This is a genomic window from Prosthecobacter sp. (assembly GCF_044232965.1).
GTDB lineage: Bacteria > Verrucomicrobiota > Verrucomicrobiia > Verrucomicrobiales > Verrucomicrobiaceae > Prosthecobacter.
On sequence record NZ_JBIIKX010000086.1, the window covers coordinates 1 to 23,772 of the forward strand.

Consider the following 23,772-nt stretch of genomic DNA (forward strand, 5'->3'; position numbering starts at 1 on the left):
CGCCACAAGGTTCCATCATGCGAATCGGCCACCAACAGCACCCAGGCCGCGAAGAAGACTGGCCCCCAAGTTTTGGCCTTTTTAACCCCTCTTTTTCAACAGGCTGCTAAAGCTCCCGAAGCCCGACGAACAGCAAACGACAGTTATACGCCTTGCGGCCGACGCTGAAACCAGCCTCGCCGCACTTGCTGCTGCAGAAGAAGAAACGGCCAAATGCGAGGCCGTCCTGGCAGAGGTTAGCGATTTAACCAGATTCTTGAGTTCATTCTCCGAGGTGCCGCGACTGTCTGCCGCTGAGTCAAATATTCGAGATATGCTGACACGCTCTCAACGTCTCGCTGCAGACGAAAAGTCGTGTAACGATAATCGTGTGATGCTTGAGCGAGATCGTGATGAACTGTCCGCAAGAATCGCCCAGTTTAGCGAGAATACAGGAACTGCGCCAGAAACGGCTTTTGCAGAAGCCGAAGGACACTTGGCGGCAATCGAATCGTCAGAGCAGAGAATGGCGGCCCTGAAAAAGAAGACGGCTTCTGAAAAGCAACAGCTTGCGTCAGACTTGGATGAACTCATTATGGTTTTGGCAGCTTGGGGCCTCTGCAAAAGCGGCGGGAACAATGAGGATGATCTCATGAAGTCGCTACAATCAGCCCGAGTGGCTGCCCAAAACGAAGTGGGCCAGGATGACATTCATTCATTGGTGACAGAGCGTGACCGACTAAGCGCACTGGTGGCGCAATTGATTGAAGAAATCAGAGGCATTGAAGAGGCGCTCAGGAAGGTAGAGGCTGATCTGCTGGTAAATGTACGAATTCTCGCCACGACGCTCACCCGCTCGTTCATGCGCGATGGTATTCAGCAGCGGAGTTTTGACACGGTGCTGGTGGATGAAGCGTCAATGGCTCCCATTCCTGCATTGTGGGCTGCTTCCACGCTCTCCGAACGATGCGTTGTTGCCGTTGGCGATTTCAAACAATTGCCGCCGATTGTGCAATCCGAGCACCCGATTGCCGAGCGCTGGCTTGGAAGGGATATATTTGCTGCATCAGGCGTTCAGGGCGCATGGGAACGCAAAACCCCTCCAGCACACTTCGTCGCACTGAGGGAACAACACCGTATGCACCCCGACATCAGCGCGATTGTAAACGCACTGATCTATGAAGGGCTCCTGAGGGATGGAAGTTCGGTGACAGAAGCAAAAGCAGACATGCCCATCACAAACTGGCATGCGGGATTCGTTGGCGAGTCCAACCGGGTGACGATCATTGACATGGGAACTGCGAATGCCTGGAACACCACGGCTGACCGCAGTCGCTTCAATCTTCTCTCTGCCATGGCATCGGTTGAGATGGTTCATCACTGGCTGGCATCTGATCGCCCTCTATTAGCTGAGGGCCTAGCCAAGCGCGTTCTCGTCATCTGTCCTTACCGACCACAAGCCAAGTTGCTGGATGTCATGGTAAGGGAAGACCAACTCGAGATCGAAGTGTCCGCGAATACAGCACATAGCTTCCAAGGGAGTGAGGCAGATGCAGTGTTGATCGACCTTGTCGTTGATGAGCCACATTACAGCGCAAATCTTCTCACACCCGCAGCCAGCGCAGACATTGCACGGCTCCTCAATGTCGCGATCACAAGGGCAAAGCGTAAGGTCTGTATTCTCGCTGACCTGAGTTGGTTTCGCGCAAAGGGGCGGGGTTCCTTCGTTGGCGGCAACCTCCTTCCTTGGCTCTGTGAACGGTATCCCTTGAGTGATGCCACCGACGTGCTCTCGAAGATCGAGTATAGACATGGGGATCATGCGGTAATGTCTGCACACGAGACACAAACTCTACTGCTGAGATCGATAGCCGAGGCAGCGCGGCAGGTTGTAATCTTCAGTCCTTCCCTCGATCTAGCTGCCGTGCGCGATTTGGTGGAACGTGCTGCCTCGAGACGATTTTCCGGCTATGTCGTGACACAAACACCAGATGAGCAGCGAGGAAGAATGAAGGAGCATTCGGAGGCTGAATCACTGCTTCAAGGAGCTGGATACCGTGTGATTCACAAAACGAAGATGATGGACAAGCTGGTCATTATTGATGGCGGAGACGTCTGGACTGCATCGTTTTCTTTGCTCGGAGGACTTCCGACAAAAGGCTTCGGCATCCGGCGAAGAAGTCGCAAGTTCGCCGCTGAGGTATGTGACTTCTATTTCATCGACAAACTGATCGAGCCTTATCTCGATGGATACCACCAATGCCCGATCTGCGACAAGGAAATGGTCGCTGCCGATTCACGAAACGAAAAGCCCTTCTATTGGCACTGTATCGAAAGCGGTTGCTACACGCGCGATCTTGATTCCCCAGCGCCGGTCGATGGCCTTGTCACATTCCGCTGCGGGTCGGTTCCTGAGTTTGGCTACTGGGGCGAGACTGCGTCATGGCTATGCACTTGTGGTCAGAAGCCATCACATCGGACAAAGATTCATCGGAACCATCTCAGACTTCCGAAAATGCGAGCGCTCATACCTCAGCGATCATGGAACAAGGTATGCAGAGAGCTGGGAGTGGATCCTAATGCTGGAGTGCAAGGAGTGCTGCCGCTTTAGGCCTTCAAACCACGATATTGGAGGAGTGGCAGCGAGATCACCGCTTGAGTTCACTCATCACGGCGAGTGCCATCGCTTTGACGCCCACCGTGATCGATGGCGCGGCTTCGGGGCGATAGAACGGCGAGTGCAGGCTGGGCAGGATTTCGCCCGTCGTCTTTGCCTTCTCCACCTTCTCAGGAGCGACAGTGCCGAGCCAGGCGAGGAAGACGGGGATCTTGTCGGATGTCATCGTGTAACGGGAGAAGTCTTCGCCCGCCATCGAGGTCTTGCGTTCAATGATGCTGGCTTTGCCAAAGGCTTCGGCCCAGACCTGGCTGACGCGGGCGGTGAGCGCGGGATCATTGAACAAGGACGGTGTGCCGGGACCGGTGAGTTTGATCTCGGGCAGCAGGTTTTCCGGCAGTCCGGCGGCGATGCCAAGGCCACGGCAGATGCGTTTGATGGACTCCAGCACTTGGTTTCGCGTTTCGGGGCTGGTGGTGCGCACGGTGAGGCCGAGCTCGACCTTGTCCGGGATGATGTTGTGCTTGGTGCCGCCGTTAAATTTGCCGACCGTCACCACCACCGGCTCCACGGGATGCAATTCGCGGCTGTCGATGGTTTGCAAAGCCACCACGATTTGCGAGGCGAGCACGATGGGATCCTTGGTTGTGTTGGGCATCGCTCCATGGCCGCCGACGCCTTTGACCAGAATGTCCACCGTGTCCGTGCTCGCCGTGGCCGGGCCGCTGGTGACGCCGAAGGTGCCCACGGGCAGCCCGGCATCACAATGCAGCGCCAAACACACGTCTGGCCTTGGAAATCGCTGGAACAAGCCATCTTCGATCATCGCCAGCGCGCCCATGCCGCGCTCTTCGGCGGGTTGCGCGATGAAGACGAGCGTGCCTTTCCACTGGTCCTTCGATGCCGCGAGCGCCCGCGCCGCGCCGACCCAGCAGGTCATGTGCATGTCGTGTCCGCAAGCGTGCATCACGGAGACATCATTGCCCGCATCGTCCTTCGTGGTCGTCTTGCTGACGTAAGGCACGGAGCCGATCTCGCGCACGGGCAGTCCATCCAAATCCGTGCGCACGAGCACCGTTTTGCCGGGTCCGTTTTTCAGCACGGCCACCACGCCGAAGCCGCCGACTTTCTCCGTCACCTCAAAGCCAGCCGCGCGAATTTCCTGCGCCATGCGCGCGCTGGTCTTCTCCTCATGAAACGACAGCTCCGGGTTGGCATGCAGATGCTCGTAGAGCTGGATCAACGACGGACGCTGTTCTTCGATGAAGGTGTCGATGGAATCGGCAGCATGGAGGCTGGCGGTGGCAAGCAGGGCAAAGACGAACAGTTTCATGTGTGAAGACGGAACGTCAATGCCAGCATGGTTCACTCCAGACTTCAACGGCACGGAAAAACAGAGCCTCGCTGAAGCACTCGCTAGATTGCCCAGGACATGCGACACAATCGTTGAGCAGGCCTGGGGATGCGTTGGATCACGCGGGTTTGACCGAGAAATCGCTGTCGTCGAGTGAGCGGAGCACGAGTTCGCGGGGGACGCAGAAGTCGTCCATCTCCAGGCAGCTCACGATACCGCTGGCGATGTGCTCCGGCTTGAGAAAGAGCTGCGTGGGAGCCTGGCGTGTGCTCGCATCATCCCAGAAGGCGGTGTCAACGCCGCCGGGCAGAAGAGCGGTGACGCGGATGCGGTGCGCGGCAGCTTCCTCGGCAAGTCCTTGCGTGAATCCCCGCACGCCCCACTTGGCGGCGCAATAGACCGTCTCGCTCGGGATGCCGCGCAGGCTGGCGGTGGAGATGACGTTGATGATGTGGCCGTGCTTTTGCGGGATCATGGCCTTCAAGGCAGCCTGCGAGCCGAGGATGGTGCCTTTGAGGTTCACATCGAGCATGAGATCGATCTCGGCCTCGGTGTAGTCGGGAATCCAGCGATGACGGGCGAGGCCGGCGTTGTTCACCCAAACGGCGATGGGGCCGAGTTGCGCGGTGATTTGGTCCAAGGCGGCCTGTACCTCGGCGGCGCGGGTGACATCGCAGCGAATGGAGATGGCGTTGGCATCGTTGGGGGTGACGGAATCGAGGTCCAGCAGGGCAACGCGCGCACCGCGAGCGAGCAGTGCCTTCGCGGTGGCGAGGCCGATGCCTTTCGCGGCTCCGGTGACGGCGCAGACTTGGTTCATCAAGTTCATGGTTCTTCGTTCTTGGTTCCTGGTTGTAGCGGCTGCGTCATGGCCTGGAGGGCGGTTTCTTTGCCGTAGGCGGTGAGGACGTCGCCGGCCTTGATCAAATCGTCGCGGCTAGGGATGCCATGCTGCGTCTCGCCGTCACGTTTGATCGCCAGAACGACGACACCGCGGTCCCAGGGGCGGGATTCGCGCAGCGTGCGGCCAGCGAGGAGAGTGTCCGGCAAAATTTCGATCTCGGAGACGACGTAGCCGTGCTGGATGCGCAGCAGCAGCTCGTAGTCGAGCGCGCGCACCATACCGGTGCGCTCCAGGGTGTATTGAATGACGCGGTCGAGCACTTTTTGAAACCAGCTCATGCGTGAGACGAACAGCAGCAGCAGCAAGCCGCCGACGAGCCAGCCAAGCATGAGCATCGTGTCGCCACCGGAGCTGCTTTGCAGCAGGGTGACGATGAGCGTGGCGAGCGCGGAGGTGAGGCCGACGTTGCCGGCGAGAATGAGATCGCGAATGATGCGGCGGCGCACTGGGTGGTTCACGACGAGTTCGGCTTCCTTCGTGGTAAAACCGACGCCGAAGAACGCGGAGTAGGCCTGGAAGCTGGCCGTGTCCCAACTGATGCCGGTCATCATCAGTGCCGTCGATCCCACACGCACCGCCAGCAGCGAGACGAGGGCGATGACTAGCAGGGCGATGACGGGGGCGACCATGAACTTAGGTTTAGAGTTTCAGGTTTAAGGTTCCAAGTTCAGAGATGCTTTTCGCTGATGGATTTGTCGTGGTCGTAGATTTGTTCCTTGGTCTGCTTGCCCTTCATATCCCAGTAGCGGTTCAAACCGTGGCGTTGGCCTTGGTCGAAGTTGGTTTCGGCAGATTGCTGGCCGTTTTCCCACCATTCCTTCATCACACCATGCATCTTGCCGTTCTGGTAAGGGTATTCGCCGACGGTCTTGCCGTTGGAGTGCTTGTTGCGGACGAGGCCGGTGTAGGGCTTGCCTTTGTAGTTCGCCTCTTTGCCCTCGTTGAGCAGTTCCACCTCCTTGTCGGCGAAATCGACCTCGGCGGGCTGTTTTTCGCAGGCGGAGAGGCAGAGCACGCAGAGCAGGAGGGTGAGGAGTTGCTTCATGGACGCAGCTTGGAGGTGGCGCAGGAGATTTCAACACCGGCTCAAAGCACAATGATAGACTTTGCCACCAGCGCATTTTTCGAGAAGGGCTTCGATGAAGTCCTCGGCGCAGCGGCCGAAGACAGGGGTCTTGCAACCGGTGGTTTTGCCCAAGTTTGTTGAGATGCTCATTGCACTCTTGATGCGTGATCGTTTATCATCCCCTTAAGTTTTGCAGACGCCGCGCTAAAGATTTTTATTTCATGAAGAACTTTCGACCCTCGCTGTGCCTCCTTTTTCTGAGTTCTCTGACCATTTCCGTTAACGCGGCGGTGATTGGGATTTCAAACGGCACATTCGACGGCCAGATTCCCTCAAACACCGGTGTTGCTTTTGCGATTGACGGGTGGTTTGAGGAAAGCACAGATTCCAACAACTATTCAGAATGGCTGCATCGTTCGGATACTGATATGGGCGTCAATGCTTCCACCGTGCTGGGTTTTTCAAACCAAAACGGGTATGTTTATTCTCAGATCGGCACCTACACGGCAGATGAGGTTGTCACCATCAGCGGCGACATCCTGCAACGCGCCCAACTTGGAAGCATCAATAATGGATTCAACTTGCAGCTCCTTTCTGGTGATTTTCCGGGTGCTGCTGACGGAACCTCGCTTGCTGCGACCTTGCTTGCCACGCATGTCTTCAGTCGGGCTGATTTAGTAGGCCTCGGCATCGGAGCCGCAAGCAGTTCAACTGCTTACAGCGCACCATTCAGCGTAAACTTGAATTCCGGCACCGCCGGAACCGATGGCAGCGCACTATGGCTCCGTATCACCCGGCCTGCCGCTGGTGGAGAGGTCTTCTTAGATAATCTTGTCGCCGTTTCCACGCCCGAACCCTCCGTGGCCTTTTTGGGAGGCGGCGGTCTTCTCGCGCTAATCTTATGTCGGCGGCGGCAGCGCGCATAAGTCAGAAGCGGGCAAATGGAGGCGCTTGTTTAAGCATCTGAGACGTTCTTTGCATAGGCACATGTCAAAGATGAAGCGCGGGGTTTTCTCCCAGGAGGCCATTCACTTCGCCGCCAGCGTCTTCTTCCACCCCGCCGGCGCTCCGGGGAGCGTTTCGGCGAGGATGCGGCGGATATGGGCGCGTTCGGTGTCGGTGAGGTAGCCGTAGTTGCCGGTGGTGTCCTTGCCTTCGAGGACGGTCCACAAGCGATTGAACACGGTTTGCTTCAGCGGAGCGGTGAGGTGCTGGAAGGTGAGGGAGTAAACCATGTAGCTACAGCGGTGCTTGAAGAGGCGGTTGAGGAGCTGGAAGTCCTTCAGGCTGCGGCCGTCGCTGCTTTGCGGGGCGCGTTTGGTGAAGGCGGTCTGGAAGGCGGGATCGCCCTCGATGCCGCCTTCGGGAAGCTCGGCCTCGTCTTTGAAAAGCAGAGCCTCGACGACGTCCTCGGCGCAGTGGTCGATGATGCGGCGAGCAGTGCCGGTGGGTTCGCTTTCGATTTTCTCGCCAAGCTCGCGCTGGAGGCTGGTCTGCATGTGCATGGCACGCAGGGAGGTGTGGTTGGCCTTGGTGAGGATGTTTTGCACGCTGGTCTGATGCTCCAGCACCATGAGGGCGATGATGTCGCTGGTTTTGCGCGGGTAGGGCGTGGTATCGAAAAATTTGGCGAGGCTGGCGATGTTGGCACCTTTTTCGAAATCAATGTCGATGGACTGGTCGTTTTTCTCGGTGGCGGTGACGTTGCCACGATGCAGGACGCTGCCGTGCCTGCCGGTGACGTACCAGCCGCCCCAGCGGTCGCTGAACGGTGTGGTGGTATCGACCACGGTGCTGCCCTGGCTCATGATGGGATGGCCTTCGGGGCCGGGATACACGGAGCGCACGATGACGCCGGGCACTTCGGGGGTGAAGGGGCCGCCGTGGCAGCTCAGGCAACTGTTGTCGCGCTGAAAATGCAGCGGTTTCTGCGGCTCTTCATGCGGATCAAGCAGGTAGAAGATGGGGCCGAGCTTCGGATCGATGGTGGAGACCTCGATGCTGCCGCCGAGGGCGTAGCCGACGTAGGCGTTGTCGCCGAAGTAAACGACGCGCGGTGTCTGCGGACTGATGCGGTCGTTTTGTTTGCTGGTTTTCGAGAACACCATGGTTTGCGATTCCGGCGGGATGTCGAAGTGCTTCATCACATCGCGCAGCACGGTCCAGGCGTCCGTGCGGTCGATTTTAACCTTTCCGGCGGCCATGAGGCGTTCGAGGCGCTGGGCAGCGTCGTTTGGCTCCGTGTCGGAGTAGCGGATGGGGGCGTTTTCGTACTCGTCTTCGGCCTGCAAGGCAATGCCAGACAGCGAGAAGACGACCAGGCTCGTTTGAAGGAGACGTTTCATGGCTTGGGGAGCAGAATGCGGTTCAAGCGCACACCATCGACACCCGCGACGAGGTCGCGCAGCGTGTGGCGGTCGAGTGATTCGTAAAAGGCGTTCACAGCCTGCGCGAGGGCGCCTTTGAGGCGGCAGGAGCCGTTGATGGGGCAGGTGTTGTGCTGTTTGTCGAAGCACTCGACGATGAAGGGCGTGTCCTCCGTGCGGCGCACGACCATGCCGATGCGGATGTCCTCCGGCTTCATGCCCAGCGCGATGCCACCACCGCGGCCACGGCGGGTTTCGAGGTAGCCGAGCTTGGCGAGGTAGTTCACCACCTTCACCAGATGGTGGCGCGAGATGTCGTAGGACTCCGCAACTTCGCTGAGGGAAAAGGACTCGCCCTTCAGTGCAGCAAACATGAGCACCCGCAGGGAGTAGTCGGTGAAAAGGCTGAGTTTCATGCCGGTGTTACGAAGGCACGGGGTTAAACTTGCACTCAGCGTGCATGTTTAAGCGTGACATGCCAAAAGCGGCACACTCGCGGGCAGGATCGGCGCAACGCGGGCATAAAAAAGCCCGGAGTCGCGTCTCCGGGCTTTCGAGAGGCATGATCGGTCCGCGTTTAATGAGTGCAGGTCTTGCAGTCAGCGGCTTTCTTAGCGCAGCAGGGCTTGGCGCAGCCGACGGGGCAGGATTTCTTTTGGGGAGCGAGCGGGCAGTTGCCGCAACTGCTGAGGGTGAGCGCCGATGCCACAAGGGCGAGTGTGAGGAGTGCTTTCATGAGTGTGTGGTGTGGATGCTGGAACTGACGCGGGCGGAGAGCCTGCGCATAGTGGTGAGAGCATGTTCCAAACCGGGTATTCCACGCAACCTTAAAATGGGGGCATGAAAAAGCCCGGAGGGGGCACCTCCGGGCTTCGCGGGTGAAATTCAATCACCGCAGGATAAACTAGCTCTTCTCAACGGTTTCAGCATAGCCGTGCTTGGAAATGACGGCGGTCACGTTTTTGCCGACCAGCTTCTCGATGCCGTCAGCATTTTTGGTTTTGGCGGTCACCTTGGTCTTAACTTCCTTGCCATCGGCTTCAATCACGATGGATTTGGTGTCTTTGTCGAAGGACTTAAGCTTGCCCTTGGAGGTGGTGGTTTCGCCGCAACCTGCGAAGGCGGACACGGAAAGGCCGAGGACGGCGAGGGTGGTGAGGATGGATTTCATGTTTGGTTTGGGTGTGGTTAGCTTTCCGGCAGGGAAGTGACCGAGCGGACTTGCACCCATTCAAAACGATTGGGGCGGGGCCTGACAATCAAAATTTTTGTGGGGTGGGGCAAAAAGGCTCGTCACAGCGCCCAGGTCTGTGCCACGCTGCCCGAATGAAGTACCGTGTCTCCACTCTCCTGCACAGCCTGTTTTGGGCGTGTGCCGCCCCTTGTCTGGCCCACCCGCTGCCCGATGTGCCGGTGCGGGCAGATTTCGCCCAGGACGGGGTCTGGACGCTCCAGGTGGAGGTGGACCCGCGCTGTTTTGAGGCAGACCCAAACGTGGCGCTCTCGGTGACGAACGCTGATCTGGCCCTTTTTACGACGGAGCGCAAAGAGCAGCTCAAAACCGCCGCCCGCGACTATGTGAAGCGTGTGGTCGAGATCGTGCTCGATCCGGCCGCTTCCGTGAACCCCGAGTTCGTTTTTGAATTCACCACGCATGAAAACGCGCCGCTGAAAACGCCAGAAGATGTCGTGGTGCTAACGGGAACGTGGAAAACGAAGGTGCCGGCCGGGACGACGGGTTATTCCATCAAGGCGCTGAAGACCGGGGAATTGAGCGTGTTGTATCACAACACCGCCCTCGGCAAAAAGCTGGACCGCTTCCAGATCCTGTTTCCAGGGGAATCCAGCTATGTTCTGGATCTGAAGACCTTCAAGCCCCGCACTGCGACCCCGCCACCGATCACGGCGGACGCACCGCAGAACACCGCCGAGGCACTGCCTGCCATGGACTGCCCGATGTGCGAGGCGGCTTCTGGCGGTGGCTACGCTCTGCCAGCCGTCGCTTCGGTGGCCGGAATCGTGTTTCTCGTCACTTGGCTGCGGAAAAAGCGGGCGGCCTGAGTGGCGCGGCAAGTTCCATTTGCGCCGCCTTCGCGTCCGCGTAAAGGCCGCCGCGTGAATCAGGCATTTGTATTGGGCGCAGGCATGGGTGAACGGCTACGGCCGCTGACGGAACAGCTTCCGAAACCGCTCGTGCCCGTGTTTCACCGGCCGCTCATCACCTACGCGTTCGATCATTTGCATGCGGCGGGCGTGACGCGCTTCGTGGTGAACACGCATCATCTGCCCGAGGCCTACGCGCAGGCATTCCCGGATCAGCGTTATCGCGGAATACCGATCCAGTTCCGCAACGAAAGCCCCGTGCGGCTCGAAACCGCCGGCGGCATCGCCAATGTGCGCGATCTGCTTGGGAACGAGCCCTTTCTTGTCTATAACGGCGACATCCTAACCGACCTGCCGCTCAAGCCGCTGCTCACCGAGCACCGCGAAAACGGCAATCTCGTCACCCTCGTGCTGCGCAGCCACGGTCCGTCCCTGCACATCGCGTTTGATCCCCGGCGTGGCCGCGTGACGGACATTCGCAACAAGCTCGGCACCGGCGATGAAGGGAAATACCTCTTCACCGGCATCTATGCCTGCGATCCGGCGATTCATGACTGGATCACTCCCGGAAAGGTCGAGTCCGTCATCCCCATCTTTCTCAACATGATCCGCGAAGGGGCCAAAATCGGTGCGGTGATCATCGACGAGGGCAGTTGGTGGGATCTGGGCAGCCGCACGGCCTATCTGTCCGCGCATTCGGCTTTGAACGGCATGTATGCCCCGGCCATTGATCCTGCAGCCCAGATTGAGGACGGGGCGGTTTTGCGCGGCATCAACGTCGTCGGAGCCGGGGCGGTGATCGAATCCGGCGCACAACTGGAAGACACCATCGTCTGGCCAGGCGGACGTGTCGTTCGTGGTGCCCAATTGAAGCGCTGCATCGTCCGTAGCGGCATCACGGCGGCAGGTATCGTGGAGGACGCCGATTTTTAAGCGTTCGTGGCTTTGCATTGGACATTCGTCGTTGATTCGCTTTCGCTCACCCTCCGGGCTCCCTTTGGTCGTCTGTCTCGCTTCGCTCGGCTCCGCATTCGTCATTCCGCGCTTCCACCATGCTCCCCGAACACGAGGCCTTGCTCATTCTCACCCGCGAACAGTTCCCCGAACTGAACGGCACCCCGTGCGAGGTCGAGGTGATCCTCAAAGGCGCTTCCGACCGTCATTTCTACCGCTTGAAATGGGAAAATGGCCGCCAGCCGATGGTGCTGATGGTTTATACCCTGGCCCGGCGTGACAATCCGAAGTTTGTGCCCGCCACTTACCGCCTGAAAAAAATCGGCGCGCACGTGCCGCAAGTTTTCGCCTTTGACGAGCATCGCCTCTGCGTGTGGCTGGAGGATCTGGGCCGCGTGGACCTGCAATCCCTCAACGAGAAACCCTGGAGCCATCGCGGCCCGCTATACGAGGCCACCATGCGCGAGGCGGCCAAGTTTCATGGGGTGGATGAAAATTCCCTCACCCAGGCCGATCTCGACGAGCTGGAACCCGCCTTCGACGAGGCGCTGTACGAATGGGAGCAGAACTACTTCCTCGACCACTTCGTCGGCGGGCATCTAGGCCGCGAGTTCGGCCAGGGGGAATACAACGCCGCTCACGACACGCTCAAGCAGCTCCGCCGCCGCCTGGCCTGCCTGCCGCGTTGCCTGGTTCACCGTGACTTTCAAAGTCAGAACGTGCTGATCCGGGGCGAGGATGCCTGGCTGGTCGATTATCAAGGCCTGCGCTTGGGCCGTGCCGAATACGATCTCGCCTCGCTGCTTTACGATCCATATGTGAGCCTGTCGCGGAGCGAGCGCTCCGAGCTGCTGCACTACTACGCGGAGCATCGCGGCCTCGATTTGAACGAGCTGCGGGAGGTCTTCTACCTCTGCGCCGCCCAGCGCCTCATGCAAGCCCTCGGTGCCTACGCCAACCTCAGCCGCAACCTCGGCAAACCTCACTACCTTCAGCACATCCCCGCCGCCGTGGCGAACCTGAACGAGGTCTGCCAGGAAGGGCGTGAGTTGCACGAGTTGCGGGCGTTTTTTGAAGGCGCTTTGTGACGCTGCCAAGACCAACCGAGAAATCGCATTGCCCTGGAGAGCGGGATACGCTCTAAATGGGCGCTCCCCAACCCGCCGCATGTCCGAATCCGCCGCCGCAGCCCCGCCGACCACGCCCAGCAAGCGTCGCGTCTTTGCCTCCCGGCTTTTCAGCACACTGCTCCTGTGGTCGCTGCTTACCGTCGCTTTTCTGCAATGGCAGAACACCTGGCTGATCATCGCGATCACCGGATTCTTCGGCGTCGCTGGCGCGGTCGAGTACTACCGGCTGCTGCGCAATGACCCGCATGCCCGCTCCTTCAACGCGCTCGGCTTCGTCATCTGCATCACTTACTGGGCCTCGGTGATCTGGTTCACGACCACGCATCATGACGTGCCGCCCATGTGGCTGGATCTCGCCGCGCTGACTGCCAGCGTGCATGGTTCCTTCTTGCTGTGCTACCGCCACCAGCTTGAGGGCGCGTTAACGCTCCAGCGCATCTTCAACACGGTCTTCGGGGTCGTTTACACCGTCATTTTCTTCGGCTTCATCGCCCGGCTGATGTACTTCCAATCAGACGGGAAAGGCATCACGGGCATCTTTTTGGTGCTGTTCCTCGTCATGGTGACCAAGTTCAGCGACATGGGCGCTTATGTGGTCGGCGTGCTGTTTGGGAAGCACAAGATGATCCCGCACATCAGCCCGGCGAAATCATGGGAGGGCTTTGTCGGCGCTTTCATCGGCTCCTTCGGTGCCGCCGCCGTGTTGTTGGCCGTCATTCCTGAAAAAATCGCCCCCATCACCTGGCTGCACGGCATGATCCTCGCCCCGGTGCTCTGCGCCACCGCTGTCACGGGTGACTTGGCCGAGTCCGTGCTCAAACGCTGCGTCGCCATCAAAGACAGCGGCCACGCGCTGCCCGGCATCGGCGGCATCCTGGATTTGACCGACAGCCTGCTCTTCACCGCTCCGGTGTTTTATTTTTACCTGTCCGCCATCGCGCGATAGCGCCAAACCAAGCCCTGTGATGCGTAAAGTTCTCCTTCTCGGCTCCACCGGCTCCATCGGCACCAGCGCCCTCAAAGTCGCCCGCGACCTCCCGGAACGCATGCAGATCGTCGGTCTGGCCGCGAACAGCAGCGTCGAGGCGCTCGTCGAGCAGGTCCGCGAAACGGGTGTGAAACAGGTCGCACTCACCGATCCCGCTGCGGCGGCCAAAGCGCGGGCGCTGCTGCCTGCGGATGTCGTTTTGCACACTGGAACTCAGGGGCTGGTCGATCTCGTGAATGAATCCGATGCCGACATGGTCCTCGTCGCCATCGTTGGCACCGCCGGACTCGCGCCAGCACTCGCCGCCATCGAGCGCGGCATGCATCTCGCCGTCGCCAGCAAGGAAATCCTCGTCATGGCCGGCGAAGCCGTCACCGAGGCCGCGAAGCGCAAGGGCGTGAACATTCTGCCCGTGGACAGCGAGCACAACGCCATCTTCCAGTGCCTCGAAGGCCATCGCCACAGCGACGTGCAGCGCATCCTGCTCACCGCCAGCGGCGGCCCCTTCCGCACGCTGCCCGCCGATCAACTGCCAAGTGTGACCGTCGCGCAGGCCTTGAAGCATCCCACCTGGACCATGGGCCGCAAGATCACCATCGACAGCGCCACGCTCTTCAACAAAGGCCTGGAGATGATCGAGGCGAAGTGGCTGTTCGACGTGCCGATGGACAAGATCGAGGTCGTCGTGCATCCGCAAAGCATCGTCCACAGCATGGTCGAATTCGCCGACAACAGTGTCATCGCCCAGCTCAGCCATAGCGACATGTGCTTCCCCATTCAGTACGCTGTCACCTGGCCCGACCGCGTGCCGAATAACCTCAAGCCGCTCAACTTCGCTCAAGTCGGCGCCCTGCACTTCGAAGCCCCCCGCGTGGCTGATTTCCCCGCCCTCAACCTCGCCCGCCACGCCGGCACCATCGGCGGCACCCTCCCCGCCGTCCTCAACGCCGCCAACGAAGTCGCGGTCGAAGCCTTCCTCAACGGCAAAATCACCTTCCCCGGCATCTGGCAGACCGTCGAGCGCGTCATGACCGCGCATCAGGTCATCGCGCATCCGAATCTGGAAGCGCTCATCGAGGCGGATGCTTGGGCACGAAGAAATGCGGTAGAATCGCTCTAATCTGCCTTCGACAAAGTGGAGCCGCTGGCTTGTTCGCGAGGTTGGCGGCGTCTTCCAAAATCTTCCCAAAAATCCCCTCGCTCCCTCGGGCGGCGTGCTACTCTCACGGCGAACCACTCGTTCGCCATGAAAACCACATTCAGCCTCGTGCTGCTGCCAGTCATGACACTGGCATTTGTCTCCGCCACCGCAGCCCCCACCAAGGGCCGCACCGACTCCAAAACACCACCGCCGCAGGCTCTCCGAGCCGAGATCAGCATCAATCCGGCGGAGCTTGCGCCGGAATCGACGATTGAGGTCGTGTTCCCCACGCCGATGATCGCCAAAGAACGCATCGGCAAGAATGAGGAAACCTCGCCGCTCGTCGTCACGCCGGAACTCACCGGCACCTTTGAGTGGACGAGCACGCGCAGCGGGCATTTTCACCTGACGCAGGCGCCGAAATTCGCCAGCAGCTATGATTTCAAACTGCGCAGCGGTTTGACCGATCTGGCAGGCAAGCCGCTCTCGACCGATACACTCGATTCCGTCGAAAGCGCCCGTTTCCGCATCATCGACCAGCATCCGCGCTGGTTCGATGACGATGCGCAAAACCGCTCACCGCGCTTCCTGTTTGAGTTCAACGACGGCGTCACACCTGCGGAAGCCGCGAAGCACATCCGTTTCGTCTCCGAGTCGTCTCCCCAGCCCATTGCAGCCAAGGTACGTCATGCCACGGGCAAGGATTTCACCCGCTGGAGCGCCGAAGCGCAGCCGACTTGGGCGGAGGAGATTTCCAAAGCCAAACCGGCCGTGACCGACGATGCGCCGCGTCTCAGCGCCATCGTGGTGGAGCCGGTGTCGCCGCTCTCCATAGGCAAATGGAAGCTCACCCTCGCGGAAACACTCGGCAATGCCTCGGGTCAAAATCAGCTCGCCACCGGCGACGAAATCACGCTGGGCGAGATCAAGCCCTTCGCCGTCACGCATGTCAGCGCGCACACGCCGTTCGACAGCGACTACTACCTCGAGATCGACTTCAACAAGCGCCTGCTGCCGCCTTCAGATGAAGAAATGAAGCCCGAGGAGCAAGCTGCCTTCGCGAAGAAGCTCGCAGCGCTCATTCACATCGACCCTGTCCCTGCAGGTGAGACGAAGGCCGAGGTCTATCACCGCACGCTGCGCATCAGTGGCAAATTCCCGCTCAATCAGCCGCAGACCGTCACCGTGGATCCCACGATGACCTCCGGCGATGGCATGACGCTCGGTGCGCCGGTGAAAAACAGCGTCACATTCGTCCCGAATCCGCCCTACGTCGCCGCGCCGACCTTCATCAACGCGCAGCTTGCCAAAGGAACCGCCAATTATGAATTCAGTGCCGCCAACGTGAGTCAGGTGCGCGTGCGTGCCAAGCGCCTCAACGGCCCGGAACTGCTCAAGGCGCTGGATCTTTATAGCGCCTACCAAACTGCCTACTACGGCAACGAGAAACAAAAAGCCGCCTACAAGACGCAGTCTATCGACGCCTATCCCGGCACACAGGTGTTTGACCGCAGCTTCCCGATCACAAAGCCGCTGGATCAAAGCGAGATCGTGAAGCTCAACTGGCGCGAAGTGCTCGGCGAACAACCCGCCGCGCCGTTGTTCATCGAGATCGAAGGCACTGCTGCCGCTGGGCTCACGCAGAAGGGCGTCGTCACGCAGTCGCTCGTGCAGTTCACCGATCTCGGCATCATGCAAAAGAGCAACGGCAAGGACACGATGGTTTTCGTCACCTCGCTCGAAACCGGCAAGCCGGTGCCCGGCGTGCGTCTCACGCTCGTGGATTCCGATCTGAAGCTCGTCGGCTATGGCGACACTGACGCCAGCGGCATCGCATCCGCGCCTGGAGCCACACCCGCCTTCGTGCTGGCAGAGAAAAACGGCGACTGCGCTGTGATCGAGTGCAGCAACAGCGGCATCGGCGTGCCTTATGACATCTCACAGGCTTATGAAAGCGTATGGCAGGCGCAGCGGCGCACCTTTGTTTTCTCGGACCGTCCGCTCTACAAGCCGGGCGACACCGCGCACTTCAAAGCGCACACACGCCTGCTCATCGGTGACGATTTGAGCCTCGACCAAGCACCTGCCGAAGGACGACTCATCATCCGCGATCCACGTTATCGCGTTGTCATCGACAAACCCGTTACGTTCACCGCCAGTGGTGCCTGGGCGGATGATGTCGTGCTCCCCACCGGCCCTGCGGGCTGGTACGATCTCTCGATCAATCTCAAATCCCCCAATCCCAACAGCCAGAGCGATGACGGCGGCGGCATGACCTTCCGCATCGACGATTACAAGCCGAACACCTTCGAGGTGAAGCTCGACACGAAGGCGATCAAGTTCGAGCCCGACCGCATCCAGCTTTCACTCAGCGCGAACTACTACATGGGCAAGGCGCTCTCCGTGGCCAAGGTGCAGTGGAGCGCGAGTTCGGAGCGTGATTACGAAGCACCGGAGGCGTATCGCCAGTATCATTTCGGTGAAGCGCCTGCGTGGTCGCACTACGCGCAGGATCGCGATGCCGATGGTGATTACGCCGGCCATGACAATGACGACGAAGAAGACGAATGGTTCGTGAACGGCGATCTTTTCCTCGCCGACGATGGCACCGCCACGCTCGAAATGCCGCAGCCGCCCGCAGATCGCGCTGCATTGCCGCAGCGTGTGCGCGTGAACGCTGAAGTCACCGACATCAACGAGCAGACGATCAGCTCCGCCGCCGAGTTTGAAGTTCCCGGCGCAAACTTCCTGCTCGGCCTCAAGAGCCCCGACTATTTCGGCACCGCAGGCAAGGCGCTCCAGCTTGAAGTCGTCGCCATTGATTCCAAAGGCGCTCCCGCCTCCGGCAATGTGCGCGTGGATGTAAAAGTCGAGCGCCAGGAGTATCACACGCTCAAAATCGCCACCGCAGGCGGCGGCAGCACGACGAAGGACCAGGTCATCCTGCGTGAGGAATTGAAGCAGAGCCTCGATTTGAAATCCCCGACCGCCGGTTCGGCTCCTTCGTCGAGCATTCCGTTCACACCCGCACGCGGCGGTGTTTATTTCGTCACGGCGGAAGCAGTGGATGCCAAAGGCGCCAAAGTGATCTCGCGCATGCCGTTCTACGCCGTCGGCGGCAATGAATTCCCCTGGGCGATGGAAGATGGCAACCGCATGAACCTCCAGCCGGAGAAAACGACGCTCAAACCTGGCGAAGACGCTGTCATCGTGGTCAAAACACCGATTGCAGGCACTGCGCTCGTCACCGTGGAGCGCAACAAGCTGCACCGCCAGTTTGTGACCGAACTCACACTCGACAATCCGATCATCCGCGTCCCGCTCGGTGAAGACGAGTTCCCGAACGTCTTCGTTTCCGTCATCGTCATCCGTGGCTCCGCCGCCAGCACGAAGCAGCACAAGATGCCTGAGTATCGCGTCGGTTATTGCGCATTGAAGGTCGAATCAGATGCCAAGGAGCTGAAACTCGCCGTGAAGCCGGATCGTGACGAAGTTCGCCCCGCTGAGGCCGTGAGCATCACCACCACGATCACCGATGCCAAAGGTGCGCCTGTCTCCGGCAGCGACGTCACGCTCTATGCCGTCGATGAAGGCGTGCTGAGCCTTATGAGCCACGAGACGCCCGATCCTTCGGCCTACTTCCATGCCGAACTGCCGCTCGCCATCGACAGCTTCACCTCCTTCGACAATCTGCTGCCCGAAGAACTCGCCGCTCGCGACCGTGGCAACAAAGGCTTCGTCGTGGGTGACAAAGGCGGCGACGGCAACGGTGCAAACGCCACCATCCGCAAGAACTTCATCGTCACGCCGCTCTGGCTCGCCTCCGGCATCACCGATGCGCAGGGCAAACTGACCGCCAGCGTCACCGCGCCGGACAATCTTACACGCTACCGCATCATGGCCGTCGCCGCGCATGGCGTGGATCGTTTCGGCAAAGGCGAGTCCGCCTTCAAGATCAACAAACCGCTCATGATCGAGCCTGCGGTGCCTCGTTTTGCCCGTCTTGGTGATGAATTCCTCGTCAAAGCCGTCGTTCACAACACCACGCCAAATGCGGGCGCTGTTGAGGTCACACTCGAACTCGATGGCAGCGCGAACTTCATCCAGGAGAAGCGCGATTTCATCCCCGCCTCGCTCACAGCCGACACCGGCGGCAGCGCGAAGAAGCAGAAGGTCATCCTGCAAATCAAAGCCGGTGAAACCGCTGCCACCGCCTTCCCCGTGCAGTTTGTGCAGCTCGGCACCGCGAAATGGAAATGGATCGCACGCGGCGTGAACTGGGTCGCTGAGGCCAGCGACGGCACCGAATCGACCTTCGAGGTGAATCATCCCGTGCCTGAGCTGCGCTACGTCAGTTACACGCGCCTGAAAGCCGATGAACCCGTCGAAAATCTCATCAAGGACGTGAATCCAGCGTTGTTGGAAGGCGAAGGTTCGCTCTCCCTTGGCATCAGCAACAGCCGTCTCTACGAGGCCCGCGACGCGCTCGACTACCTCTTGAAGTATCCTTACGGCTGCGTCGAACAGACCACTTCATCCACCATGCCCTGGCTTGCGCTTGGCAAATACGAGCCGTTGTTCCCCGATCAACTCGGCGGCGGCAAGGCAAAGCTCGTCATTCAATCCGGCGTGAACAAACTGCTGCAAATGACCACCGACGAAGGCGGTCTCGCCTACTGGCCCGGCGGCACCGAGCCAACCTTCTGGGGCAGCGCTTATGGCGGTCTGCTACTGCTGCGCGCACGAGATCAAGGCGCGGACGTGCCTGCCGATGCCATCAACAAGCTCGTCGAATACCTCTCGAAGAAACTGCGTGGCCTTGAGGAGGAAAAAGACCTCTACAACATCACCGATTCTGCTCTGGCGCTCTACACGCTCGCCAAGGCCGGCAAACCCGAGCCAGCGTATCAGAACCTGCTCTTTGGCAAGCGCGACAAGCTGCCTGAGATCGCCCGCCTCTATCTCGCGCTCTCGATGTGCCTCAGCAACACGCCCGATCAGCAGATCAAGGACACGCTCGGCTGGAAACCACCCGCGCCTCCAGCACCTCCAAAAGCCGACAGCAAGGCCAAGGTCGCCGCTTCCAAGCCCAAATCGAAGTCCAAGACCGACACGAAGGCCAAATCGACCACTCCAGCGCCTGCGCCGGTGATTTGGAGCCACTGGGCAGGCAACGGCGCGAACAAAGCTCTGCGTTTGATCTGCTACACGCACCTCGGCCTCACCACCGATGCCGAAGCGCTCGCCTTGTCGATCCTGCAATCTCGCAACGGTCGCGGCGAATGGGGCAACACCTTCACCAATGCCTGGACGCTCACCGCATTGTCCGCCTACGAGCGCAGCTTGAAGAAGGTCGGTGAACCGCTGGCCGCCACCGGCCGCTGGGACACGCAATCAGTGACACTGAACCTCACCGCCGGCTTCTCCAGCGCCCGCGTGAACTTCGCGCTCAATGAAGCGCTCAGCGCGAAACCGCTCAGCGTCGAGCTTCCTGCCGGTCGCGAAATCTTCAGCCGCATCGAGGCCCGCAGCTTCCCGCCGCAGCGTGATTTCGCCGGAGAGAACAAAGGCTACGCCATCGAACGCACCTACGAGGAGCTGAACATGGACGGTTCCACCACCGGCACCGACGACCTCCGTGTCGGCGACATGGTCGTCGTCACGCTCAAGATCGAAATCGGCGGTGGTGACCGCTACCTCGCCATCGACGACTCCCTGCCCGCCGTCTTTGAAGCCATCAATCCCGAATTCGGCACCCAGAGCGAACGCGAAGGCGATCAACTGCCCGATGGCACTCAGCCCTGGTTCTGCGACCACCGCGAAATCCGCACCGACCGCGCCCTGTTCTTCACCGACTACGCGCCTGCCAAAGGCAAGTTCAGTCTCCAATACCTCGCGCGAGTCATCGCCGAAGGCGACACCACCGCTCCGCCCGCCCGCATCGAAGCCATGTATCAACCCGACAAATACGGCCTCAGCCCGACCCAGCGCATTCGCACATTGCCTTCGGGCAATACGAAGGTGGCAGAATCGAAGTGAGACGGATGCTTTCGTCCGTCGTAATCGTTCGCAATGCTCGCATCCGCCGTCGAATCCATCTCCCGCATCCGCGCCTCGTTTCCTGAGCAAGGTTTCTTCCAGGACAAGGAGTGGGTGCTGTCGCCGGAGGCGTTTGCGCTGGATGCGGCGACGGTGGAGCTGATTCGAGCACTTGGACCGGCGTTGCGGGCGTTTCAGCGGGCATGCAACCGATTGTACTCCGATGACGCGCATCCGTGGGTGGCGAAGCTGCTGGATCAAGGCAAGCCGCAGCAAGTGATCGAACTGGGACGGAATCCGCGCTGGCATGAAGACCTGCCGCGTGTGTTGCGGCCAGATTTGGTGCTGACGGAAACCGGCGTGAGCATTTCGGAGCTGGATTCGTTGCCCGGCGGCATTGGTTTGACGGCGTGGCTGAATGAAACGTATGCGGCGCTGGATCAGAACGTGATCGGTGATGCTGCTGGCATGATCGACGGCTTCGCTGCGGCGTTTCCGAGCGAAGACATCCTCATCTCGCGCGAATCGGGCGATTACTTTCCGGAGATGAGCTGGCTGGCGGATCGCCTCGGTCGGCGTGTGCTGCGGCCGTGGGAGGTGGAGCCGTATGAGCTGAATGGCGCGGCGATTTACCGCTTCTTCGAGCTGTTCGACCTCGCGAACGTCGAAAACGCCGACGTGATGCTGCGCATGGCCGAGCGCGGCGAATTGAGCTTCACGCCGCCGATTAAAGCGTTCTTGGAGGAGAAGCTCTGGCTCGCGTTGTTCTGGTCGCCCGCCTTGGAAGACTTCTGGAACTCAGCACTGAGCACTGAGCACTTGGCACTTCTCAAGAGATGCATTCCCATGGGCTGGGTGGTCGATCCGGTGCCACTGCCGCCGTTCGCGGTGTGGCCGAAGCTGGATATTCAGAGCTGGCATGAGATGAAGTCGTTCGGGGGTAAGCAGCGGCAGCTCGTTTTGAAGATCAGCGGCTTTTCCGAACTCGGCTGGGGTTCGCGGGGCGTGTTCATCGGCCACGATCTCTCACAGGAGCAGTGGGGCGCGGCGATTGACGAGGCGTTGGCGAGTTTCCCGACGAATCCGTTCGTGTTGCAGGAGTTTCATCGCGCGAAGGTCGTCACGCATCCGGCCTGGGATGAGGAGAAACAGACCACGCGGGCGATGCAGAGCCGGGTGCGGCTGTGCCCGTATTACTTTGCCACGTCGAACGAGGATGACGATCCCGCGCTCGGCGGCGTGCTGGCCACGGTGTGCCCGGCAGACAAAAAAATCCTCCACGGCATGCGGGACGCGATGATGCTGCCTTGCGTTGCGCGGTGATTTCCGCTCCAATGGCGGCACCATGAAGCTCATCACCGCCCTTCTCCTTGTCTCGACCTCCGTTTTCGCCGCTGAACCGATTGTGGTGAAACTCTGGCCTGGTGGCGCGCCGGAAAAGCCCGGCGTGAAGATTGAGGCGGAGAAAGAGGTGCCGAAGAAGAATGTCGAGGACGTGCAGCGCATCACGAACGTCACCGATCCGATGATCACGGTGTTCAAGCCGGAAAAACCGAACGGCACGTCAGTGCTCGTGTGTCCTGGCGGCGGTTACGGCATCCTGGCCTATGAGCATGAAGGCTCGCAGGTGTGTGAATTCATGAACAAGCACGGCGTGACAGGCATCCTGCTCAAATACCGTGTGCCGAAGCGTGATCCGAACGATCCAAGCCGCGAGGCGTTGCAGGACGCGCAGCGCGCAATGGGCATCATCCGTCATCACGCCGCCGAGTGGGGCCTGAAGCCGGACCGCATCGGCATTCTCGGTTTTTCTGCCGGTGGTCATCTCACGGTGATGACGACGCTGCATGCCAATGAACGCACTTACACGACTGATCCAGCGCTCGATGTCGAGGATGCGACGCCGAACTTCGCGGTTCCCGTTTATCCGGCCTATCTCGTGAGCAAGGAGGAGCCTGGGAAGCTGCTGCCAGGCTACGAGGTCACAGCCAAGTCCCCGCCGATGTGCCTGATCCATGCGGGTGATGATCCTTGGCCTGCCACCGCGAGCGCCCTTCTCTACCTCGAATACAAAAAGCTCAACATCTCATGCGAGCTGCACATTTACGCCAAAGGCGGCCACGGCTTCGGCATGCGCAAAAGCGGCGGCCCGGTGAACGACTGGCCGGATCGTGTGGCGGAATGGATGAAGTCGATGGGATACATCCCATGATGCCATGAAACCGCGCAAGCCTCGTCAGCAGTCCCCGCCTGCCGCCGCTGCCCTGACGGAGGCTGATCACCATCGCCTGGTGGTGCAGGATTTGACGGAGACGATCAATCGTTTCCTCCCGGACGGCACGCTGACGTATGTGAACGAGGTTTTCTGCCGGCTGTTCGGCAAGACGAGCGCAGAGCTGATCGGAAGCCGCTGGCAGCCCGTGGCGGTGGCCGAGGATTTGCCGATGATCGAGGAGAAGTTGCGGACGCTCACACCGCAGAACCCGGTGGTGGTCATTGAGAACCGCGTTTACGACGGCCAGGGGCAGGTGCGCTGGATGCAGTTCGTGAACCGCGGCCTGTTCGATGCCTCCGGCCGCCTGGTGGAGATGCAGGCGGTGGGACGTGACATCTCGGAGCGTGTTCTGACCGAGCAGAAACTCAAGGAAAGCCAGCAGCGCTGGCGTTTTGCCCTGGAGAGCTCCGGGTTTGGTGTGTGGGACTGGGATGTCGAGCATGATCAGATCTTTTTCTCCAGCCAATGGAAGGCGCTGCTCGGCCATGAGCCGCAGGATGAGATGCCGGCTAATTTTTCAGACTGGCAGGCCATCCTGCATCCCAGCGACCGGCTGGGGCTGATGTCCGCCGTGCAGGACAATCTCGACGGGCGCACCCTGAGCTTCTCCGGTGAGTTCCGCCTGCGCTGCAAGAACGGCTCCTGGAAATGGGTGCTGAGTCGTGGTCGCGTGATTGACCGCGACCTCCAAGGCCAAGCGCTGCGCATGATTGGCACCACGGCGGACAATTCAAAGCGCAAGGCGGCGGAGGAGCGTGAGGCGCACAGCCTGCAATTGATCGCCGAGGGAGCGCCATCCAGCGCGGTGTTGGAAGCCATCACGCGCAATGTGGAGGCCGGGCATCCAGGCATGCGG

At 60.1% G+C, this 23,772-nt stretch carries 19 protein-coding genes; 11 read left to right on the plus strand and 8 right to left on the minus strand.

Annotated elements, in window-relative coordinates:
• Nucleotides 1–313: 313 nt before the first annotated feature.
• Nucleotides 314–2,590 (plus strand): AAA domain-containing protein, encoded by a 2,277-nt coding sequence (locus ACILSI_RS23540; protein WP_395724368.1) that lies wholly within the window; start codon nt 314–316, stop codon nt 2,588–2,590.
• Nucleotides 2,591–2,627: 37 nt separating this feature from the next.
• Here the strand turns inward: ACILSI_RS23540 and ACILSI_RS23545 are convergent, their stop codons facing one another.
• From ACILSI_RS23545 to ACILSI_RS23560, 4 genes are all read right to left on the minus strand, one after another.
• Complete coding sequence (locus ACILSI_RS23545; RefSeq protein ID WP_395724369.1) at nt 2,628–3,929, minus strand: M20 family metallopeptidase; 1,302 nt, start codon at nt 3,927–3,929, stop codon at nt 2,628–2,630.
• A gap of 139 nt (nt 3,930–4,068) precedes the next feature.
• Nucleotides 4,069–4,770 carry an SDR family oxidoreductase gene (locus ACILSI_RS23550; RefSeq protein ID WP_395724370.1) on the minus strand — a complete coding sequence of 234 codons (702 nt, stop codon included), beginning with the start codon at nt 4,768–4,770 and terminating at the stop codon, nt 4,069–4,071.
• A gap of 5 nt (nt 4,771–4,775) precedes the next feature.
• Complete coding sequence (locus tag ACILSI_RS23555) at nt 4,776–5,483, minus strand: TrkA C-terminal domain-containing protein (RefSeq protein ID WP_395724371.1); 708 nt, start codon at nt 5,481–5,483, stop codon at nt 4,776–4,778.
• A gap of 38 nt (nt 5,484–5,521) precedes the next feature.
• The gene (locus ACILSI_RS23560) at nt 5,522–5,899 is read right to left on the minus strand and encodes a toxin-antitoxin system YwqK family antitoxin (protein ID WP_395724372.1); all 378 of its coding nucleotides are present in this window, start codon (nt 5,897–5,899) and stop codon (nt 5,522–5,524) included.
• Nucleotides 5,900–6,084: 185 nt separating this feature from the next.
• On the opposite strand from ACILSI_RS23560, the gene ACILSI_RS23565 reads away from it, so the two are divergent.
• Nucleotides 6,085–6,846, plus strand: coding sequence for a hypothetical protein (locus ACILSI_RS23565; protein WP_395724373.1), 762 nt, complete (start codon nt 6,085–6,087; stop codon nt 6,844–6,846).
• 102 nt (nt 6,847–6,948) lie between these two features.
• On the opposite strand, the gene ACILSI_RS23570 is transcribed toward ACILSI_RS23565, so the two are convergent.
• From ACILSI_RS23570 to ACILSI_RS23585, 4 genes are all read right to left on the minus strand, one after another.
• Entirely contained in the window at nt 6,949–8,265 is a 1,317-nt protein-coding gene (locus ACILSI_RS23570) for a hypothetical protein (protein ID WP_395724374.1), read from the minus strand.
• Entirely contained in the window at nt 8,262–8,702 is a 441-nt protein-coding gene (locus ACILSI_RS23575) for an Rrf2 family transcriptional regulator (RefSeq protein ID WP_395724375.1), read from the minus strand. Before ACILSI_RS23575 ends, ACILSI_RS23570 begins: the two co-directional genes overlap by 4 nt.
• A gap of 161 nt (nt 8,703–8,863) precedes the next feature.
• The gene (locus ACILSI_RS23580) at nt 8,864–9,022 is read right to left on the minus strand and encodes a hypothetical protein (RefSeq protein WP_395724376.1); all 159 of its coding nucleotides are present in this window, start codon (nt 9,020–9,022) and stop codon (nt 8,864–8,866) included.
• Nucleotides 9,023–9,190: 168 nt separating this feature from the next.
• A complete protein-coding gene (locus tag ACILSI_RS23585) occupies nt 9,191–9,457 on the minus strand; it encodes a hypothetical protein (RefSeq protein WP_395724377.1) in 267 nt (88 codons plus the stop codon).
• A 155-nt stretch (nt 9,458–9,612) separates the two neighbouring features.
• On the opposite strand from ACILSI_RS23585, the gene ACILSI_RS23590 reads away from it, so the two are divergent.
• From ACILSI_RS23590 to ACILSI_RS23630, 9 genes are all read left to right on the plus strand, one after another.
• Nucleotides 9,613–10,347 (plus strand): hypothetical protein, encoded by a 735-nt coding sequence (locus tag ACILSI_RS23590; RefSeq protein ID WP_395724378.1) that lies wholly within the window; start codon nt 9,613–9,615, stop codon nt 10,345–10,347.
• A 54-nt stretch (nt 10,348–10,401) separates the two neighbouring features.
• Nucleotides 10,402–11,322: a sugar phosphate nucleotidyltransferase gene (locus tag ACILSI_RS23595; protein WP_395724379.1), complete on the plus strand. Its 921-nt coding sequence runs from the start codon at nt 10,402–10,404 to the stop codon at nt 11,320–11,322.
• A gap of 119 nt (nt 11,323–11,441) precedes the next feature.
• Nucleotides 11,442–12,431 (plus strand): aminoglycoside phosphotransferase family protein, encoded by a 990-nt coding sequence (locus ACILSI_RS23600; protein ID WP_395724380.1) that lies wholly within the window; start codon nt 11,442–11,444, stop codon nt 12,429–12,431.
• Between the two features lie 79 nt (nt 12,432–12,510).
• Nucleotides 12,511–13,419: a phosphatidate cytidylyltransferase gene (locus tag ACILSI_RS23605; protein ID WP_395724381.1), complete on the plus strand. Its 909-nt coding sequence runs from the start codon at nt 12,511–12,513 to the stop codon at nt 13,417–13,419.
• Nucleotides 13,420–13,438: 19 nt separating this feature from the next.
• Nucleotides 13,439–14,581, plus strand: a complete 1,143-nt coding sequence (locus ACILSI_RS23610; protein ID WP_395724382.1) for a 1-deoxy-D-xylulose-5-phosphate reductoisomerase — start codon at nt 13,439–13,441, stop codon at nt 14,579–14,581.
• Nucleotides 14,582–14,707: 126 nt separating this feature from the next.
• Complete coding sequence (locus ACILSI_RS23615; protein ID WP_395724383.1) at nt 14,708–20,641, plus strand: alpha-2-macroglobulin family protein; 5,934 nt, start codon at nt 14,708–14,710, stop codon at nt 20,639–20,641.
• 33 nt (nt 20,642–20,674) lie between these two features.
• Complete coding sequence (locus ACILSI_RS23620) at nt 20,675–21,964, plus strand: hypothetical protein (protein WP_395724384.1); 1,290 nt, start codon at nt 20,675–20,677, stop codon at nt 21,962–21,964.
• A 22-nt stretch (nt 21,965–21,986) separates the two neighbouring features.
• A complete protein-coding gene (locus ACILSI_RS23625) occupies nt 21,987–22,853 on the plus strand; it encodes an alpha/beta hydrolase (RefSeq protein ID WP_395724385.1) in 867 nt (288 codons plus the stop codon).
• A gap of 4 nt (nt 22,854–22,857) precedes the next feature.
• On the plus strand, nt 22,858–23,772 hold a 915-nt coding region (locus tag ACILSI_RS23630; RefSeq protein WP_395724386.1), incomplete at its 3' end, for a PAS domain-containing protein.

Coding starts and splice junctions, on each gene's coding strand:
- ACILSI_RS23540 (WP_395724368.1), top strand. CDS start 314: ATGCTGACACGCTCTCAACGTCTCGCTGCAGACGAAAAGTCGTGTAAC.
- ACILSI_RS23545 (WP_395724369.1), bottom strand. CDS start 3,929: ATGAAACTGTTCGTCTTTGCCCTGCTTGCCACCGCCAGCCTCCATGCT.
- ACILSI_RS23550 (WP_395724370.1), bottom strand. CDS start 4,770: ATGAACCAAGTCTGCGCCGTCACCGGAGCCGCGAAAGGCATCGGCCTC.
- ACILSI_RS23555 (WP_395724371.1), bottom strand. CDS start 5,483: ATGGTCGCCCCCGTCATCGCCCTGCTAGTCATCGCCCTCGTCTCGCTG.
- ACILSI_RS23560 (WP_395724372.1), bottom strand. CDS start 5,899: ATGAAGCAACTCCTCACCCTCCTGCTCTGCGTGCTCTGCCTCTCCGCC.
- ACILSI_RS23570 (WP_395724374.1), bottom strand. CDS start 8,265: ATGAAACGTCTCCTTCAAACGAGCCTGGTCGTCTTCTCGCTGTCTGGC.
- ACILSI_RS23575 (WP_395724375.1), bottom strand. CDS start 8,702: ATGAAACTCAGCCTTTTCACCGACTACTCCCTGCGGGTGCTCATGTTT.
- ACILSI_RS23580 (WP_395724376.1), bottom strand. CDS start 9,022: ATGAAAGCACTCCTCACACTCGCCCTTGTGGCATCGGCGCTCACCCTC.
- ACILSI_RS23585 (WP_395724377.1), bottom strand. CDS start 9,457: ATGAAATCCATCCTCACCACCCTCGCCGTCCTCGGCCTTTCCGTGTCC.
- ACILSI_RS23590 (WP_395724378.1), top strand. CDS start 9,613: ATGAAGTACCGTGTCTCCACTCTCCTGCACAGCCTGTTTTGGGCGTGT.
- ACILSI_RS23600 (WP_395724380.1), top strand. CDS start 11,442: ATGCTCCCCGAACACGAGGCCTTGCTCATTCTCACCCGCGAACAGTTC.
- ACILSI_RS23605 (WP_395724381.1), top strand. CDS start 12,511: ATGTCCGAATCCGCCGCCGCAGCCCCGCCGACCACGCCCAGCAAGCGT.
- ACILSI_RS23610 (WP_395724382.1), top strand. CDS start 13,439: ATGCGTAAAGTTCTCCTTCTCGGCTCCACCGGCTCCATCGGCACCAGC.
- ACILSI_RS23615 (WP_395724383.1), top strand. CDS start 14,708: ATGAAAACCACATTCAGCCTCGTGCTGCTGCCAGTCATGACACTGGCA.
- ACILSI_RS23620 (WP_395724384.1), top strand. CDS start 20,675: ATGCTCGCATCCGCCGTCGAATCCATCTCCCGCATCCGCGCCTCGTTT.
- ACILSI_RS23625 (WP_395724385.1), top strand. CDS start 21,987: ATGAAGCTCATCACCGCCCTTCTCCTTGTCTCGACCTCCGTTTTCGCC.